We start from the raw sequence: 18,776 nt of genomic DNA on the forward strand, positions 1-18,776 counted from the left end.
CGGCGACGCTCGCGCCGGTCAGCGCTTGAAGAGATCGAGGATGCTCTTCTTCTCTTCCTCTGAGCCGGTGGTCGGGACATGCTCCTCGTTGCCGAGCGCCTTCACGCCGTTGTTGTTGGCGAACTCGTCGTAGTACCACTCGCCGCCGATGTTCACGACGCCCTCCGGCGGCTGGATCTCCTGCACCGGCGTGTTGCGCAGCGCGTACTGCATGAACTCGATCCAGACCGGCAGCGCCAGACCGCCGCCGGTTTCGCGGTCGCCAAGTTTGCGTGGCTGGTCGTAGCCGATCCACACCACCGACACCAGTTCCGGCTGGAATCCCGCGAACCACGCGTCCATCGAGTCGTTGGTCGTGCCGGTCTTGCCGTAGATGTCCGGGCGCTTCAGCGTGGCCTGCGTGCGCGCGGCGGTGCCGCTGCGCGCGACTTCCTGCAGCAGGCTGTCCATCAGGAAGGCGTTGCGCGGCTCGATCGCGCGCTGCGCGTCCTCGAAGGGCTTGGCCTGTTGTTGATAAAGGACGCGGCCCGAGTGGTCGGTGATCCGCTGCACCAGCTGCGGCGCGATCCGGTAGCCGCCGTTGGCGAAGACCGAGTAGGCCTGCGCCATCTGCATCGGCGTCACCGAGCCGGCGCCCAGCGCCATCGTCAGGTAGGCGGGGTGCTTGTCCGCGTCGAAGCCGAAGCGGGTGATCCATTCCTGTGCGTATCTCACGCCGACGGACTGCAGCACGCGGATCGAGACCATGTTCTTCGACTTGGCCAGCGCGCGGCGCAGCGGCATCGGCCCTTCGAAGGTGCCGTCGTAGTTCTTCGGCTCCCAGGGCTGGCTGCCGGTGGTCGTCGCATCGAAGAACAGCGGGCCGTCGTTGACCACGGTCGCGCCGTTGAAGCCCTTCTCCAGCGCCGATGAATAGATGAAGGGCTTGAAGCTCGAGCCCGGCTGGCGCCAAGCCTGGGTGACGTGGTTGAACTTGTTCTTGTTGTAGTCGAAGCCGCCCACCAGCGCGCGGACGCTGCCGTCCTTCGGGCTGAGCGCCACCATCGCGCCCTCGACCTCCGGCAACTGGGTGATCGTCCATTCATCCTTGTTGTTCTTGACCAGCTTGATCACGCGGATGACCGCGCCGCGCCGGATGCGCGTCTTGGGATTGCCCTTCTCGGACAGGCCCGAGGTCGCCGGCTTCAGGCCGTCGCCGGTGATCGTGACCGATTCGCCGCTCTGCAGCGCGGCGACGACCTGCTTGGGACCGGCCTCCAGCACGACGGCGGCCAGCAGCTCGTCGTTGGCGGGGTGGTCCGACAGCGCCTCGGCGATGCGGGTGTCCAGCTCCTTGGGGTCGGCCGGCAGATCCACGTAGGCCTCGGGGCCCCGGTACACCTGGCGGCGTTCGTAGTCCATGATCCCGCGGCGCAGCGCGCGGTAGGCGCGCTCCTGCTCGTCGGCGTGCAGCGTCAGGTAGACATTCAGGCCGCGCGTGTAGGCCTCGTCGCCGTACTGGCTGAAGATCAGCTGGCGCGCCAGTTCGGCCACGTACTCGGCGTGGCTGGCCGCTTCCTGGGGCGGGCGGATGCGCAGCTTCTCGGCCTTGGCGGCGGCGTGCTGCTCGGGCGTGATGAAGCCCATCTCCAGCATCCGGTCGATGATGTATTGCTGACGCAACACCGCCCGGCGCGGATTGTTGATGGGGTTGTAAGCAGATGGTGCTTTCGGCAACCCGGCCAGCATCGCGGCCTCCGCGATCGACAGATCCTTGAGCGGCTTGCCGAAGTAGACCTCGCTGGCCGCCGCGAAACCGTAGGCGCGGTGCCCCAGGAAGATCTGGTTCATGTAGATCTCGAGGATCTTGTCCTTGGGCAGCGCGCTCTCGATCTTCAGCGCCAGCAGGATCTCGTAGATCTTGCGGGTGAAGGTCTTCTCTGTGGAGAGATAGAAGTTGCGCGCCACCTGCATGGTGATCGTCGACGCGCCCTGGCTCTTGGACTCGCTGAAGTTGGCCAGGCCGGCGCGGATGACGCCGAGGTAGTCGACGCCGCCATGCTGATAGAAGCGCGCATCCTCGATCGCCAGGATCGCGTCCTGCATCACCTTGGGGATCTCGCGGATGTCGGAGTAGCTGCGGCGTTCCTCGCCGTACTCGGCCAGCAGCTGGCCCTCGCTGGACATGACCCGCAGCGGCAGCTTGGGCCGGTAGTCCGTCAGGCCGGAGATGTCCGGCAGCTGGGGGTAGGCCATCGCCAGCGCCATGCCCACCAGCAGCGCCACCGCGCCGGTGCCCGCCAGGATCAGGCCGAAGAGCCAGCCCAGCGCCCGGACGAACCAGGGGCGCCGCGCCTTGGCCGGGCCCTTGGGTTTCTTGCGCGGCGCGTCGCCTTGATCTTTCTTGGAGCCCGAGCCTGCGTCGGACGGGGCATCGAAGGAGGGTTCGGAGGGCTCTGGGGTTTTCTTCGAGGGCATGGGCCGGACGGAGTGTGCAATCTTGCTGGCTGGCCGCCCCTATCAGGGCCTGTACGGGTGACGATGCGGGCCGCGAGCGGCGATTATAGGAAGGGCCCCGGAAGCGGGGTCCCGAGCTCTTGATCCTCGCCCCGTGTCTGTTACAGGAATTGACGGGAACTTCGCGGACACTCCGCGGCGGCGTTTTCAGCCCCTCGAGACATCTCTCACGAAGAAGTCCGGCGGGAGATTTTGCGCCCCGTGAATCTGACGCGATACCGCCCGGAAAGGGGAGCCCGAAGGCATTTTTTCGGTGCTTTACCACCCGTCGGTGGCGTGTATGTTACGCAACGCGGCGTTACGTGCTGTGACCGCTTTGCCTTGGGGCGACAAGGGCTTTGCTGATAGCATTCAAGTAACTTATTAACAAACCGGCGCATGAGCGGCGCGTTGGGGGAACGCATCATGGGGCTGTTGGACCTACTGCGCGGTCGCGCGCATCCACCCATGATTGGCCTGGACATTTCATCGTCCAGTGTCAAGCTTGTGGAATTGAGTCAAAACTCGAGCGGCGAATACGTCCTGGAACGTTTCGCCACCGAGCCATTTGAAAAAGGCTGGATTACCGACGGCCAGATCGAGAAATTCGATGAGGTCGCGGACGCGGTCCGGCGGGTGGTGACCCGCAGCGGCAGCCGTACGCGGCAGGCCGCGCTGGCCATGCCGCAGAGTTCGGTGATCACCAAGAAGATCATGCTGCCGGCCGGCCTGCGCGAGGAGGAACTCGAGCTGCAGGTCGAGGCGGAGGCGAATCAGTACATCCCGTTCTCACTGGACGAGGTGTCGCTGGACTTCTGCGTGATCGGCCCGAGCCCGACCTCGGTCGGCGACGTCGAGGTGTTGATCGCCGCGTCGCGCAAGGACCGGGTGCAGGACCGTCAGGCGCTGGCCGAGGCCGCGGGCCTGAAGCCGGTCGTGCTGGACATCGAATCGCATGCCTCCCGCATGGCCGTGGGCCGGCTGGTCGAGACCCTGCCCAACGAGGGCAAGGACGCGCTGGTCGCGTTGTTCGAGATCGGCGCCGACACGACGTCGCTCAAGGTGCTGCGCGACGACGAGATGCTGTACGACCGCGATCAGGCCTTCGGCGGCTCGCAGCTGACCATGCTGATCTCGCGCCAGTACGGCTTCTCGTTCGAGGAGGCCGAGCTGAAGAAGCTCAGCGGCGAACTGCCCGACGACTACGAGACGCAGGTGCTGAATCCCTTCGTCGATTCGTTGTCGCAAGAGATCGGCCGCGCGCTGCAGTACTTCTTCACCAGCACGCCGCACCACAAGGTTCACTACGTGATGCTCGCGGGCGGCACCGCCACCTTGCCCGGCCTGAAGGAGCGCGTGACCGAACTGACAGGCTTCGCCTGCATGGTGGTGAACCCATTCGAGAACATGGTGCTTGGGTCCGCGGTCCGCGAATCCAAGCTGCGCCGTGAAGCCCCGGCTTACCTGACGGCATGCGGCCTCGCCATGCGGAGGTTCTTTCAGTGATTCTGATCAACCTGCTCCCGCACCGCGAGGAGAAGCGCAAGCGCCGCAAGGCCGCGTTCTTCGTCGGGCTGGGAATGTCCTTCGCCGCCGGTCTGCTGATCGCCGGTTTCATCTACCTGCTGCTGCAGCAGCTCACCGCCGCGCAGATACAACGTAACGACTATCTGAAGGCCGAGATCACCAAGCTCGACGCGCAGATCAAGGACATCGCGACCTTGCGTGCGGAAATCGATGCGCTGCGCGCCCGTCAGCGCGCGGTCGAGAACCTGCAGAGCGATCGCAACACGCCGGTGCACCTGCTCAATGAGCTGGCCAAGTTCACGCCAGAGGGCGTGTTTCTCCAGACCATGCGCCAGAGCAACAAGGCTGTGCTCATCACCGGCGTTGCCGCCTCCAACGAACGCGTATCGGAGATGTTGCGCAATCTCAGCCGCGCCGAATGGGTCGAAAGCCCGGACCTAGTGGAAATCAAGGCCGCGCCGGTGAATCCGCGTGATCCCCGCCGCCTGTACGATTTCTCGGTTCAAGTCCGCATCAAGAGCATCGCGCCAGAAGCTGCGGCGGGTGCGGCCAGCGGCGCTGCCGTGACCCCAGCGAAGAAGTCGTGAGGAACCCATGGCAAGTTTGAAAAACCTGGACCTCAACGCCTGGTTCGCTGATTTCTCCGGGCAGTTCCAGAACCTGAACATGCAGGAGCCGGGTCAATGGCCTCCGGCGCCTCGCTACCTGGCGTTCATCGTGATCGCATTGCTCACGGTGGGTCTGGGCTGGTTCGCCGTCCTGTCCGACGAACAGTCAGCCCTGGACGCCGAGCGCGACCGGGAGCCGCAGCTCAAGGAAGACTTCAACAACAAGCTGACCCAGGCAGTCAACCTGCCGGAATTGCGCAAACAGAAGAGTCAAGTCGAGGAATACGTCCTGCAGCTTGAGAAGCAGTTGCCAGGCAAGGCCGAGATGGATGCGTTGCTGTCGGACATCAACCAGGCTGGCCTGGGCCGCGGCCTGCAGTTCGAGCTGTTCCGTCCTGGTCAGATCGTCATGCGCGACTACTACGCCGAGCAACCGATCGCCATCAAGGTGTCGGGCCGTTATCACGACATCGGCGCCTTCACGGCTGACGTGTCCAACCTGTCTCGCATCGTGACGCTGCACGACCTGACGATCGCAGCGCCGATCGGCGGCGGTAGCCAGAACGGGGTACCGCGCACCGACACCAATGCGACGCTGTCGATGGATGCTGTCGCGCGGACTTATCGTTATCTCGACCCGACCGAGATCGAGGAACAGAAGAAGGCCGCCGCGGCCGCGGAGAAGAAGAAATGACACGCTTTCTTCGATCCTCAGAAGCCGCAAGCCGAGTGGGCGGTTGGCTCGGGCTCGCGCTGACCGGTGCGTTGCTCGCGGGCTGCACCGGTGGCACGGACGAACTGCAGCAGTGGATGGACGAGCAGCGCCAGCAAACGCGCCCGACCGTCAAGCCGCTGACGCCGCCCAAGACCTTCCAGCCGCAGCCCTACGAGGCGCAGGCGGTGGTCGACCCGTTCAGCACCCAGAAGCTGACGGTCGCGCTGCGGCGCGAAGCGACCCAACCCAGTTCGTTGCTGGCCGCCGAGATGAAGCGCCGCCGCGAACCGCTGGAGGCCTTCCCGCTGGACAGCATGGCCATGGTCGGCAGCGTCGCGCGCGACGGCCGCCCCTACGCGCTGCTGCGAGTGGACAACCTGCTTTACCAGGCCAAGGTCGGTGACTACCTGGGCCAGAACTTCGGCCGCATCACCAAGATCAGCGAGACCGAGATCACATTGCGAGAAGTCGTCCAGGACGCTGCGGGCGAATGGATTGAACGCACCAGTACCCTCCAGCTTCAGGAGCAGGGACGATGAAGAACACCGTTGTGGAGAACGCTGCGATGAGCGTCGGTAAGAGGGAACAAGGGCGCGCCAAGCGCTGGCAGGCGCTGGCCTGCGCCGTGGGCTTGGCGCTGGTGCTGCCGGTGCAGGCCTGGGCCCAGAACATGATCCGTTCGATCAGCGCGACGCAGCAGTCGGGCTCGGACATCGTCCGCATCGAGCTGGCGCAGCCGCTGAAGGAAGTGCCGCGCGGCTTCGCCGTGCAGGTGCCGCCTCGCATCGCGCTGGACTTGCCCGGCGTGACCAACGGGCTGGGACGCAACGCGGTGGACATCAACTCCGGCAACATGCGTTCGGCCAACGTGGCGCAAGCCGGTGACCGCACCCGCGTCGTGTTGAATCTGCGCCAGGCGAGCACCTATCGCGCGCAGCTGCAGGACAACGCGCTGCTGATCTTCCTGGACGGCGCGCCAGCCGCCGCGACCGCAGCCGCCCCGGCGGCCACCGGTAGCGCGGCAACGACCGAGCCGCTGCACTTCGCGCCGAGCCAGAACGCCGCCGCGCAGTCGCTGCAGGAGATCGACTTCCGCCGCGGCAATGACGGCGCGGGCCGTGTGGTCGTGAACCTGCCGAGCAGCCAGGTCGGCGTGGACATCCAGCAGCAGGGCCAGAACCTGGTGGTGGAATTCCTGCGCAGCACGCTGCCGGAGCGCCTGCGCCGCAAGCTGGACGTGACCGACTTCGGGACGCCGGTGCAGACGGTCGTGGCCACCCAGCAGGGCGATCGCGTCCGTCTCGTCGTCACGCCCAAGGGCGCGTGGGAACACAGCGCCTACCAGAGCGACAACCAGTTCGTGCTGGAAGTGCGTCCGCAGAAGGTCGATCCGAACAAGCTCTCGCAAGGTCCCGGCTACAGCGGCGACAAGCTGAGCCTGAACTTCCAGAACATCGACGTGCGAGCGCTGCTGCAGGTCATCGCCGACTTCACCAATTTCAACGTGGTGACCAGCGACACGGTCAGCGGCAATGTGACGCTGCGCCTGAAGGACGTGCCCTGGGACCAGGCGCTCGACATCATCCTCCAGGCCAAGGGATTGGGCCTGCGCAAGTCCGGCAACGTGCTCTGGATCGCTCCGAAGGAGGAGTTGGCCAGCAAGGAGAAGGCCGAACTGGAGGCCAAGCAGGCGGTCGCTCAACTGGAGCCGCTGCGCACGCAGTCGTTCCAAATGAACTACACGAAGGCGGAGGACGTCGCCAAGGGTCTGACCGGCGCGAATAACCCGGCAGGTAGTGGCGGCAACAACAATTCGCGCATTCTGTCGTCGCGCGGCAGCGTGATCTGGGAGACTCGCACGAACCAGCTGTTCGTCAGCGACATCCCGTCTAAGCTGGAAGAGATCCAGGCGCTGATCGCCAAGATCGACGTGCCGGTGCGTCAGGTGCTGATCGAGGCTCGCATCGTCGAGGCGGATGACAAGTTCGGCCGGGCGCTGGGCGTGAAGCTGGGTGCGACCGACCTGCGCGGCCGCAATGGAGGCATTCCCGGATACAACGTCGGCGGCAGCAACTATGTGACGATCGGCGGCAACTACTCGGCCGTTGGATCGGCGACCAACCAGCAGAGCATCTACAACTACAGCGACTCGCAGTTCGTAAGCCTGCCAGCCAACGTCTCGGCGGACGCCTTTGGCGGCGCCACGGCGGCCAACTTCGCGCTGTCGCTGTTCTCGGCCACCGCGAACCGGTTCCTGAACCTGGAGATCTCCGCGCTGGAGGCCGATGGCCGCGGCAAGGTGGTGTCCAGCCCGCGCGTCGTGACTGCGGATCAGACCAAGGCGTTGATCGAGCAGGGCGAGGAGATCCCGTACCAGCAGGCCACATCGAGCGGCGCGACCTCGATTTCGTTCAAGAAGGCCGTGCTGAAACTGGAAGTGACGCCGCAAATCACTCCTGAGGGCAACGTGATCTTGACGGTGGACGTGAACAAGGACAGCCGCGGCACGCTGACCCCGCAAGGCTACGCGATCAACAACAAGCATGTGCAGACGCTGGTGCTTGTGGAGAACGGCGGCACGGTCGTGATTGGCGGCATCTACACGCAGGAAGACCTCGAGACCGAGAACAAGGTGCCGTACCTGGGCGACATTCCGCTGCTGGGCAACCTGTTCAAGAACAAGTCGCGCAGCACGGCCAAGACCGAGTTGCTCATCTTCATCACGCCGAAGGTGGTGAGCGACCGGGTCAGCGGAACGCGCTGAAGTCGGGAAGCAACGTCATCAGGCACAGGGAGAATCTGCCCACCTCAAACGGGCGGAGCAGGAGTTCAGAGAAATGACTTTCCATCAGAAGTGGGTACGGCTGCTCAAGGCAGTCACGCTGACGGCCTTCGTGGCCGGCGGCTTGGCCGCGTGCGGCGGCGGCGGCGGCTCGGCGGGTGACTCGGTCGTCGGCGGTGGCGGCGGCTCCGGCGGCACGGGGGCGGCGATCAGCGACGTGGCAGTGGTGCTCAGCAAGGGCACGATGGCCAACGACGGCTCCGAAACACTGACGTTGACGGCCACCGCGCTCGACGCGAACCGTGGCGGCGTGGCGAATGCCAAGCTGACGGTCGCCATCAGCGACCCGAACAACTCGGTCTTCGCATCGTCTTCGTCGCTGACGACCGATACCTCCGGCGCAAGCACGGCGACCATTTCCCTGGGCGCCGACCACACCCTGCGCACGGTGACCGTGACGGTGGGCAACAGCTCCGTGTCCAAGTCGGCGACTTTCAACGTCATCCAGACGACGACCCCGACGACGACCGCAGCCGATCTCTCGCTGTCGCTGGACAAGTACACCGTCTCCAATTCCGGCAGCGACACCGTCGTCGCCACGGTGACGGCGGTCGACGCCAATCGCAATGTGCTGGCCGGCGTGCCGGTGTCGTTCTCGGTCAACAATGGCGCCACGATCGCCGTCACGAACAGCACGACCAACGTGTCCGGCCAGTCGGTGGCCAGCGTGAAGATCGGTGCTGACAAGTCGAATCGCATCGTCACCATCACGGCGACCAGCAATACGCTGCAGCGCACGGCCAGCTTCCAGGTCAGCGGTGCGAAGCTGGTGGCCTCGCCAGTGCCTTCGACGCCGACGGCCGGCTCGACCGGCAATACGGTGCTGTACCGCCTGTCGGACACCAACGACAACGCCATCAGCGGCCAGGCGATCACGGTGACGGCGCCCGGTCAGACGGCAGTCAACGGCACCACAGACAACAGCGGTGCCTTCACCTATACCTACACGGCTCCCACGACACCCGGTGCGTACAACATCACCGCGGTGTCCGGTGGCGTGACGACCGTGTCGACGGTGACGATCCCCACGGCAGGAACCACGATTCCCACGGTGACGACGGTGGCCTCGTCCGCGACGGCGACGACCAACCCGTCGGTCGTGGCCATCAATGCGGCGGGGTCGACGGTCAATCGAGTGGAGCTGCGCGCGCTGTTCCAGTCCGCTGCCAATGCGCCCATCCAGAACATGCGCGTGCGTTTCGAGCTGTTCGGCAACGCGTCGCAAAGCGTCGGCGGAACGATCAGCTCGGGCACGTCGCTGGTCTATAGCGACGCCTCCGGCTATGCGACGTCGAGCTACTTCCCGGCCGACCGGGCCAGCGGCACGAATGGCGTGACGATTCGCGCTTGCTGGGACTACGCGGACTTCGCCGCGACAGCGTGCCCGAATGCCATGACCACCACGCTCACCGTGGTGTCCAGTCCGCTGTCGATCACTATCGGTACGGACGGCACGCTGACGGAGGGAGCGTCGAAGCTGACCTACATCAAGCGGTTCGTGGTACTCGTCGTCGACGCTTCCGGCAAGCCGTCGGCGGGCGTGGATATTTCCCCGGTGATCGATCTGACCCGCTACTACAAGGGCGCCTACAGCGTCTCCGGTGCGGCCTGGGCGCCGTTCTACCAATCGAATGGTTCCGCCGTCCCGGGTATGTGGTCCTGCTTGAACGAGGATGATGACCGTGACGGTTTGATCGACAGCGGCGAGGATCGCAACGGCAATGGTCAGCTGGATCCGCGGAAGTCGGACGTTTCGATCAGCTTCGAAGGAACGACGACCAAGACGGACGCGTCGGGTCAAGTGGTCCTGCAGATCGAGTATGCAAAGAGCGTGGCAACGTGGCTCGACTACACGATCACTGCTTCGGCGACTGGTGTGGTGAGCCCGCCGGCCACCTACAGCAACCGCCTGAGCGCCCTGGCGTCGGATTTCTCGACGATCACCTCGTCCCCCGCGTTCCAACTCAGCCCGTACGGCCGGGTGCGCTTGTCGACGGACGTCGCCGGCTCCTACTGCTTCAGCCCGAACTGATCGTGCTGCCAATGCAGTGGCAATGATCCTGAGCCTGGTCGGCATGCCAGGCGGTGGCAAGTCCACCGTCGGGCGTCTGCTGGCCAGACAGCTGGACATTCCCTTCGTCGACGCCGACGCCGAGATCGAACACGATCTCGGCGGCGAGTCGATCAAGGACTACTTCGCCCGGGAGGGTGAAGTGTCGTTTCGGGACCTCGAATCCCAGGTGATCGCCCGGCTGCTCGAGCGTTCCCGCAGCGGCGAGGAAATGGTCCTGGCCACCGGCGGCGGCGCGGTCCTGCGCGACATCAACCGCGACCGGCTCAAGGCGCTTTCGACAGTCGTGTACCTGCGCTCCTCGCCTGAAGAACTCTTCCGGCGTCTGCGCCACGACACCCAGCGCCCGCTGCTGCAGGTCGCCAATCCGCTGGCCAAGCTGCGCGAGCTCTATGGCCAGCGCGATCCGCTCTACCGGCGCTGCGCCCATTTCGTGCTCGAGTCGAGCCGCCCGTCGGTGCACGGACTCGCCAACATGATCCTGATGCAGCTCGAGCTGGCCGGTCTCATCGACCCGGCGCGGGTCGCGGCCACCGTGGGGGCGAGCGAGGCCCCGTACACTTCCGGGAATGACCGCACCGCTCCCTGATCCGACGTCTTCCGTGGCGGCCTCGTCCGCCGGCGCCTCCACGGTTGCCATCGATCTCGGCGACCGCCGCTACGACATCCTCATCGGCCCCGGCCTCTTCGACGCCCCGCCGTCCTGGGCCGGCCTGCCGCGCGCGTCGGCCGCGCTGATCGTCACCAACGACGTGGTCGCGCCGCTCTACCTGGAGCGCCTGAAGCGCCAGCTCGCGCCGCATTACTCGCGTGTCGAATCGGTCGTCCTGCCGGATGGCGAGCAGCACAAGAGCTGGGCTTCGCTCGACGCCGTCATCGACCACCTGCTCGCCGGCGCGGCCGATCGCAAGACCGTTCTGTTCGCGCTGGGCGGCGGCGTGATCGGAGACCTGACGGGCTTCGCCGCCGCGATCTACATGCGCGGCGTGCCGTTCGTTCAGGTGCCGACGACGCTGCTCGCGCAGGTCGATTCGTCGGTCGGCGGCAAGACCGCGATCAACCATCCGCGCGGCAAGAACATGGTCGGCGCGTTCTACCAGCCGGCCCGCGTCATCGCCGACCTCGACACCCTGGACACGCTCTCCGAACGCGAGCTTTCGGCCGGCCTGGCCGAGATCATCAAGTACGGCCCCATCGCCGACGCCACGTTCCTGACGTGGATCGAGAGCAACCTCGACGCGCTGCTCGCACGCGACAAGTCAGCACTGGCTTACGCGGTAAAGCGCAGCTGCGAGATCAAGGCCTGGGTCGTCGGACAGGACGAACGCGAAGCCGGCCTGCGGGCGATCCTGAATTTCGGCCACACCTTCGGCCACGCGATCGAGACCGGCCTGGGTTACGGCGAGTGGCTGCACGGGGAGGGCGTGGGCTGCGGCATGGTGCTGGCGTCGGAGCTGTCCGTGCGCCTGGGTCTGATGCCACCGGCCTTCGTCGACCGCATGACACGCCTGATCGAGCGCGCGAGGCTCCCGGTCAAGGCGCCGCCGATGCCGATCGATCGCTGGCTCGACCTGATGCGGGTCGACAAGAAGAACGAAGGCGGCGAGATCCGGTTCGTCGTCATCGAAGGCCTTGGCCAGGCCGGCATGCGGGGAGCGCCCGATGCGATGGTGGCCGAGGTGATCGCCGCTCACACCGAGCCGGCTCCACGCTGAAAGCCTGAACCGACGATGACGATGCTGCGCGCGCCCCATGCCTCCGATCCCGCGCGCAGCCGCGGCCGCCGGCATGCCGAAGCCCCGGCGCCGACCCGCAGCGAGTTCCAGCGCGACCGCGACCGCATCGTCCACAGCACCGCCTTCCGGCGGCTGGTCTACAAGACGCAGGTCTTCCTCAACCACGAGGGCGACCTGTTCCGCACGCGGCTGACCCATTCGCTGGAGGTCGCCCAACTGGGGCGCTCGATCGGCCGCAGCCTGGGGCTGGACGAGGACCTGATCGAGACCATCGCGCTGGCCCACGACCTCGGCCACACGCCTTTTGGCCACGCCGGCCAGGACGTGTTGGACGACTGCATGAAGGCCCATGGCGGGTTCGAGCACAACCTGCAGTCGCTGCGCGTCGTGGACAAGCTGGAGCAGCGTTACCCGGCGTTCGACGGACTCAACCTCAGCTTCGAAAGCCGTGAAGGCATCCTCAAGCATTGCAGCAAGCGCGACGCGCAGCGGATCGAGGAACGCGAGCCGGGCGGCGTTGCCGCGCGCTTCCTCATCGGCGGGCAGCCGAGCCTGGAAGCGCAGCTGTGCAACCTCGCCGACGAGGTCGCGTACAACGCGCACGACGTCGACGACGGCGTGCGCTCGGGCCTGGTGACGCTGGAGCAACTGGAGCAGGTGCCCCTGGTGCATCGCTATCTGCGCGAGACGCTGGCCGCCTATCCCCGCCTGACCGGCAAGCGGCTGCTGGCGGAGACGATCCGCCGCATGCTGTCACAGCAGGTCTACGACATCATCGATGCCACCCGCGCGGCGATTGAAGCGGCCGCGCCCGCCGACGCCGAGGACGCGCGGACCAAGGGTCCCCTGGTGCGATTCAGTCCCGACATGCGCCATGCGAGCACCGAGCTCAAGCGCTTTCTCTTCGCCAACCTCTATCGGCATCCGGTGGTCCAGGCGCAGCGCGACCGCGCCGAACAGGTCCTACGTGAACTGTTCCAGCTCTATCTGACGGATCCGGCGCGCCTGCCCGCCGATTTCGCCGGTGACGAGGACCACGCGCGCGCCTGTGCCGACTACATCGCCGGCATGACCGACCGCTTCGCGCTCAAGGAACACGAGCGGCTCACGGGCAGGAAGCTGATCGCCGCATAATTGGGGACAGACTAACTGTCCCCACCATGGCACGACTCCCCCGGCTGGCGCTCGCCGGCCATCTGCATCACCTGATCCACCGCGGCCACAACCGGCAGCCGATCGTCATTGACGACGAGGACCGCCGCGCGTTGCTGGCCGCGCTGCAGGACAGCGCCGCCACGCACAAGGTGGCCGTGCACGCCTACGTGGTGATGCCCAACCACCTGCACCTGCTGGCCACTCCGACCACCGGCGAGGGCCTGAGCCGGATGATGCAGGCGCTGGGACGACGCTACGTCGGCGCCTTCAACCTGCGGCATGGCCGGGTCGGCACCCTGTGGGAAGGGCGGTTCCGCGCCGCGCCGCTGGAGGCGGAGACCCATCTGCTCGCCGTCATGCGCAGCATCGAGCTGAACCCGCAGCGGGCTGGCCTGAGCGCCGATCCGGGCGATTTCGCCTGGTCCTCGGCGGCGCACCATCTCGGCCGCCGCCGCGACCCGTTGATCAGCGACCCGCCCGGTTTCTGGGCGCTGGGCAACACGCCCTTCGAGCGCGAATTGGCCTGGCGCCGCTGGCTCGAGGAAGGGGAGTCGGAAGCAGAGCGTCAGAAGCTGATCGATTCCGCGCTGAAGGGGTGGCCGCTCGGTTCGGCACGCTTCCTGCAGTTGCTCGGTGAGACGAGCGAGCGCCCGATGAGTCCGCGACCCCGGGGCCGCCCGCGCAAGGTGGCACCACCGAAGACCACCCCTTGATCTGTCCCCATTTAATCGATACAGCGCCGCAACGCTCGTTCTTATTCGAGACTGACCCCATTTAGTTCTGCTTGTGCCCTGCCGGCACGCGCCTTAACCTGCGCGGGTTTCGTTTTCCGAGAGTCCAGGAGGCCACCGATGTCGGCAGCTCAAGATCCGCGCCCCGCGCAAGCGTCGTTCACCACGGCGACACCGTCACAGAACGAGATTCGCGAGCTGGCCGCCCACGGCCTGTACAACGGCGCGAATGAGAAGGACGCCTGCGGCCTGGGCTTCGTGGCCCACATCAAGGGGCAGAAGGCTCATCACATCGTCCAGCAGGGCCTGAAGATCCTGGAGAACCTGGACCACCGCGGCGCGGTGGGCGCGGACAAGCTGATGGGTGACGGCGCCGGCATCCTGATCCAGGTCCCCGACGAGTTCTATCGCGCCGAGATGGCCAAGCAGGGCGTCGTGCTGCCGCCGCCGGGCGAATATGGCGTCGGCATGATCTTCCTGCCGAAGGAACATGCCTCCCGGCTGGCCTGCGAGCAGGAACTGGCCCGCGCGATCAAGGCCGAGGGCCAGGTGCTGCTGGGCTGGCGCGACGTGCCGGTGGACCGCGACATGCCGATGTCGCCCACCGTGCGCGAGAAGGAACCGATCATTCGCCAGATCTTCATCGGACGCGGTCCGGACATCATCGTCCCCGACGCGCTCGAGCGGAAGCTGTACGTGATCCGCAAGACGGCCTCGAGCGCGATCCAGGCGCTGAAGCTGACGCACAGCCGCGAGTACTACGTGCCCTCGATGAGCTGCCGCACGGTGATCTACAAGGGCCTGCTGCTGGCGGACCAGGTCGGCAAGTACTACCGCGACCTGGCCGACCCGCGCGTGGTCAGCGCGATCGCGCTGGTGCACCAGCGTTTCTCGACCAACACCTTCCCCGAGTGGCCGCTGGCCCACCCGTACCGGATGGTCGCCCACAACGGCGAGATCAACACGGTCAAGGGCAACTTCAACTGGATGCGTGCCCGCGAGGGCGTCATGAAGTCGCCGGTGCTGGGCGACGACCTGAACAAGCTGTACCCGATCAGCTTCGAGCACCAGTCCGACACGGCCACCTTCGACAACGCCATCGAGCTGCTGACGATGTCGGGCTATCCGCTCGCGCACGCCGCGATGATGATGATCCCGGAGGCGTGGGAGCAGCACGAGCTGATGGATGAACGCCGCCGCGCGTTCTACGAGTACCACGCCGCGATGATGGAGCCGTGGGACGGCCCCGCCGCGATGGTGTTCACCGACGGCCGCCAGGTCTGCGCGGCGCTGGACCGCAACGGTCTGCGCCCCGCGCGCTACTGGGTCACCGACGACGACCTCGTCGTGCTGGCTTCCGAATCCGGCGTGCTGCCGATCCCCGAGTCCCGCATCGTCAAGAAGTGGCGCCTGCAGCCGGGCAAGATGTTCCTGATCGACCTGGAGCAGGGCCGCATCATCGATGACGAGGAACTGAAGACCCAGTACGCGAACGCGCGTCCGTACCGGCAGTGGATCGAGAACGTCCGCGTCAAGCTCGACGAGATCCCGGCGCCGGAAACGGTCGCGCCGGTGTTCCCCGCGTCGCTGCTGGACCGCCAGCAGGCCTTCGGCTTCACGCAGGAGGACATCAAGTTCCTGCTCGCGCCGATGGCCGCGAATGGCGAGGAAGGCATCGGATCGATGGGCAACGACAGCCCGCTGGCCGTGCTGTCCGACAAGAACAAGCCGCTCTACAACTACTTCAAGCAGTTGTTCGCGCAGGTCACCAACCCGCCGATCGATCCGATCCGCGAGGCGATCGTGATGTCGCTGAACAGCTTCATCGGTCCCAAGCCCAATCTGCTCGACATCAACGCGGTGAACCCGCCGATGCGCCTGGAGGTGACGCAGCCCGTGCTGGACTTCGAGTCCATGGCCCGCCTGCGCGCGATCGAGCAGCACACCAATGGCAAGTTCAAGCCTTACGAGCTCGACATCACCTATCCGCTGGACTGGGGCCGCGAGGGTGTCGAGGCCCAACTGGCCTCGCTGTGCGCCGAGACCGTGGATGCGATCAAGGGCGGCCACAACATCCTGATCATCACCGACCGCCATCTGAGCGCGAACCGCGTGGCGATCCCGGCGCTGCTGGCGCTGTCGGCGGTGCACCACCACCTGGTCCGCGCGGGTCTGCGCACGACCGCCGGCCTGGTGGTCGAGACCGGCACGGCGCGCGAGGTGCACCACTTCGCGGTGCTGGCCGGCTTCGGCGCCGAGGCCGTGCATCCCTATCTCGCGCTGGAGACGCTGCAGTCGATGAGCGCCGAGCTGCCGGCGGCCCTGTCGGCGGACAAGGCGATCTACAACTACATCAAGGCGGTGGGCAAGGGGCTGTCGAAGATCATGTCCAAGATGGGCATCTCGACCTACATGTCCTACTGCGGCGCGCAGATCTTCGAGGCCATCGGCCTGAAGTCGGAGTTCGTCCAGCAGTACTTCCGCGGCACGCCGACCCAGGTCGGCGGCATCGGCGTGTTCGAGGTCGCGGAAGAAGCGCTGCGCCTGCACCGCGCCGCCTTCGGCGACGACCCGGTGCTGGAGCACATGCTGGATGCCGGCGGCGAGTATGCATGGCGCACCCGCGGCGAGGAGCACATGTGGACTCCCGACGCGATCGCCAAGCTGCAGCACAGCACGCGCTCGGGCAAGTTCGACACGTACAAGGAATACGCCCAGCTGATCAACGACCAGAGCAAGCGCCACATGACGCTGCGCGGCCTGTTCGAGTTCAAGTTCGATCCGGCCAAGGCAATCCCGCTCGAGGAGGTCGAACCGGCCGCCGAGATCGTCAAGCGCTTCGCCACGGGCGCGATGTCGCTGGGTTCGATCTCGACCGAGGCGCATGCGACGCTGGCCGTCGCGATGAATCGCATCGGCGGCAAGAGCAACACCGGCGAGGGCGGCGAGGATCCGGCGCGCTATCGCAACGAACTCAAGGGCATCAAGATCACGGCCGGCACGACGATGGCGGACGTCGTCGGCCGCAAGGTGGTCGAGGTGGACTACGAGCTCAAGGACGGCGATTCGATGCGCTCGCGCATCAAGCAGGTCGCGTCAGGCCGCTTCGGCGTCACGACCGAATACCTGGTCAGCGCCGACCAGATCCAGATCAAGATGGCGCAGGGCGCCAAGCCGGGCGAAGGCGGCCAACTGCCCGGCGGCAAGGTCACGGACTACATCGGCTTCCTGCGCCACTCGGTGCCCGGCGTCGGTCTGATTTCGCCGCCGCCGCATCACGACATCTATTCGATCGAGGACCTGGCCCAGCTGATCCACGACCTGAAGAACGTCAACCAGCGTGCCGACATCTCGGTCAAGCTGGTGTCGGAGGTCGGCGTCGGCACGATCGCCGCGGGCGTCGCGAAGGCGAAGGCGGATCACATCGTGATCGCCGGCCATGACGGCGGCACCGGCGCTTCGCCGTGGTCGTCGATCAAGCATGCGGGCACGCCGTGGGAGCTGGGCCTGGCGGAAGCGCAGCAGACGCTGGTGCTGAACCGTCTGCGTGGACGGGTCCGGGTGCAGGCCGACGGCCAGATGAAGACCGGCCGCGACGTCGTGATCGGCGCGCTGCTGGGGGCGGATGAATTCGGCTTCGCGACCGCGCCGCTGGTCGTCGAGGGCTGCATCATGATGCGCAAGTGCCATCTGAATACATGCCCGGTCGGCGTCGCGACGCAAGACCCGGTACTGCGCCGCAAGTTCAGCGGCAAGCCCGAGCACGTGGTGAACTACTTCTTCTTCGTCGCGGAAGAGGCGCGTCAGATCATGGCGCAACTGGGGCTGCGCAAGTTCGACGAACTGATTGGCCGCGCCGACCTGCTCGACACGAAGAAGGGCATCCAGCACTGGAAGGCCAAGGGGCTGGACTTCAGCCGCGTGTTCCATCGTCCGGAACTGCCGGCCGACGTGGCCCGTCTGCACAACGATCACCAGGATCACGGCCTGGATCGCGCGCTCGACGTCAAGCTGATCGAGAAGTGCCTGCCCGCCTTCGACAAGGGCGAGAAGGTGCAGTTCATGCAGGAGGTGACGAACGTGCGCCGCACGGTGGGCGCGATGCTCTCCGGCGAGCTGATCCGCCGCAACCCCGAGGGCCTGCCGGACCACACGATCTTCATCCAGATGGAAGGCACGGGCGGCCAGAGCTTCGGTGCCTTCCTGGCGCCGGGCATCACCTTCTACCTGATCGGTGACGCCAACGACTACACCGGCAAGGGCCTGTCGGGCGGGCGCGTGGTGGTCCGTCCGTCGATCGACTTCCGCGGCGACGCGACGAAGAACATCATCGTCGGCAACACCGTGCTGTACGGCGCGACCAAGGGGGAGGCCTTCTTCCGCGGCGTCGCGGGCGAGCGCTTCGCGGTGCGGCTGTCGGGCGCGACGGCGGTGGTCGAGGGCACGGGCGATCACGGCTGCGAGTACATGACCGGCGGTACCGTCGCGGTGCTGGGCAAGACCGGCCGCAACTTCGCGGCGGGTATGAGCGGCGGCATCGCCTACGTCTTCGACGAGGACGGCCAGTTCGCCAAGCGCTGCAACACCAGCATGGTGTCGCTCGACAAGCTGCTGCCCGGGCACGAGCAGGAGGCCACGATGGACCGGGCCATCTGGCACCGGCTCGGCGATGGCGAGGCGCGCACCGACGAGGCGATCGTCAAGAAGCTGATCGAGGATCACCACCGCTGGACCGGCAGCCAGCGCGCGCGGGACATCCTGGACCACTGGGCCGAGTCGCGCGCCAAGTTCGTCAAGGTGTTCCCGAACGAGTACCGCCGCGCGCTTGGCGAGATCAACGCCGCCAAGGAAACCGCCGCCACGATCGCCCATGCCAAGGCCCCCGCGGCCAAGGCCAAGGTCTGATCATCCGCATC

12 protein-coding genes are annotated in these 18,776 nt (G+C 66.2%); 11 read left to right on the top strand and 1 reads right to left on the bottom strand.

Annotation, left to right across the window (positions count from 1 at the left end; translation table 11 throughout):
• Nucleotides 1-18 precede the first annotated feature (18 nt).
• Nucleotides 19-2,457: a penicillin-binding protein 1A gene (locus tag ACEN96_RS05145; protein ID WP_495586980.1), complete on the bottom strand. Its 2,439-nt coding sequence runs from the start codon at nucleotides 2,455-2,457 to the stop codon at nucleotides 19-21.
• Nucleotides 2,458-2,901: 444 nt separating this feature from the next.
• Here ACEN96_RS05145 and ACEN96_RS05150 point away from each other — a divergent pair, with 444 nt between their 5' ends.
• From ACEN96_RS05150 to ACEN96_RS05200, 11 genes are all read left to right on the top strand, one after another.
• Entirely contained in the window at nucleotides 2,902-3,981 is a 1,080-nt protein-coding gene (locus ACEN96_RS05150; protein ID WP_495588552.1) for a pilus assembly protein PilM, read from the top strand.
• Nucleotides 3,978-4,589 carry a PilN domain-containing protein gene (locus ACEN96_RS05155; protein WP_495586981.1) on the top strand — a complete coding sequence of 204 codons (612 nt, stop codon included), beginning with the start codon at nucleotides 3,978-3,980 and terminating at the stop codon, nucleotides 4,587-4,589. Before ACEN96_RS05150 ends, ACEN96_RS05155 begins: the two co-directional genes overlap by 4 nt.
• Before the next feature lie 7 nt (nucleotides 4,590-4,596).
• The gene (locus ACEN96_RS05160; protein ID WP_495586982.1) at nucleotides 4,597-5,304 is read left to right on the top strand and encodes a type IV pilus inner membrane component PilO; all 708 of its coding nucleotides are present in this window, start codon (nucleotides 4,597-4,599) and stop codon (nucleotides 5,302-5,304) included.
• Complete coding sequence (locus ACEN96_RS05165; RefSeq protein ID WP_495586983.1) at nucleotides 5,301-5,864, top strand: pilus assembly protein PilP; 564 nt, start codon at nucleotides 5,301-5,303, stop codon at nucleotides 5,862-5,864. The genes ACEN96_RS05160 and ACEN96_RS05165 overlap by 4 nt, the downstream gene beginning before the upstream one ends.
• Nucleotides 5,861-8,089: a type IV pilus secretin PilQ gene (locus ACEN96_RS05170; RefSeq protein WP_495586984.1), complete on the top strand. Its 2,229-nt coding sequence runs from the start codon at nucleotides 5,861-5,863 to the stop codon at nucleotides 8,087-8,089. The genes ACEN96_RS05165 and ACEN96_RS05170 overlap by 4 nt, the downstream gene beginning before the upstream one ends.
• A gap of 73 nt (nucleotides 8,090-8,162) precedes the next feature.
• Nucleotides 8,163-10,199 (top strand): Ig-like domain-containing protein, encoded by a 2,037-nt coding sequence (locus ACEN96_RS05175; protein WP_495586985.1) that lies wholly within the window; start codon nucleotides 8,163-8,165, stop codon nucleotides 10,197-10,199.
• Between the two features lie 22 nt (nucleotides 10,200-10,221).
• Nucleotides 10,222-10,827 carry a shikimate kinase gene (locus tag ACEN96_RS05180; RefSeq protein WP_495586986.1) on the top strand — a complete coding sequence of 202 codons (606 nt, stop codon included), beginning with the start codon at nucleotides 10,222-10,224 and terminating at the stop codon, nucleotides 10,825-10,827.
• Nucleotides 10,808-11,953 carry a 3-dehydroquinate synthase gene (gene aroB, locus ACEN96_RS05185; RefSeq protein WP_495586987.1) on the top strand — a complete coding sequence of 382 codons (1,146 nt, stop codon included), beginning with the start codon at nucleotides 10,808-10,810 and terminating at the stop codon, nucleotides 11,951-11,953. The genes ACEN96_RS05180 and aroB overlap by 20 nt, the downstream gene beginning before the upstream one ends.
• Before the next feature lie 21 nt (nucleotides 11,954-11,974).
• A complete protein-coding gene (locus ACEN96_RS05190) occupies nucleotides 11,975-13,108 on the top strand; it encodes a deoxyguanosinetriphosphate triphosphohydrolase (RefSeq protein ID WP_495588553.1) in 1,134 nt (377 codons plus the stop codon).
• Between the two features lie 26 nt (nucleotides 13,109-13,134).
• Nucleotides 13,135-13,842: a transposase gene (locus ACEN96_RS05195; protein ID WP_495586988.1), complete on the top strand. Its 708-nt coding sequence runs from the start codon at nucleotides 13,135-13,137 to the stop codon at nucleotides 13,840-13,842.
• A 138-nt stretch (nucleotides 13,843-13,980) separates the two neighbouring features.
• Nucleotides 13,981-18,765 (top strand): glutamate synthase-related protein, encoded by a 4,785-nt coding sequence (locus ACEN96_RS05200; protein ID WP_495586989.1) that lies wholly within the window; start codon nucleotides 13,981-13,983, stop codon nucleotides 18,763-18,765.
• The last annotated feature ends 11 nt before the right edge of the window (nucleotides 18,766-18,776 follow it).

Source organism: Roseateles sp. Mitsp63, from assembly GCF_059491535.1.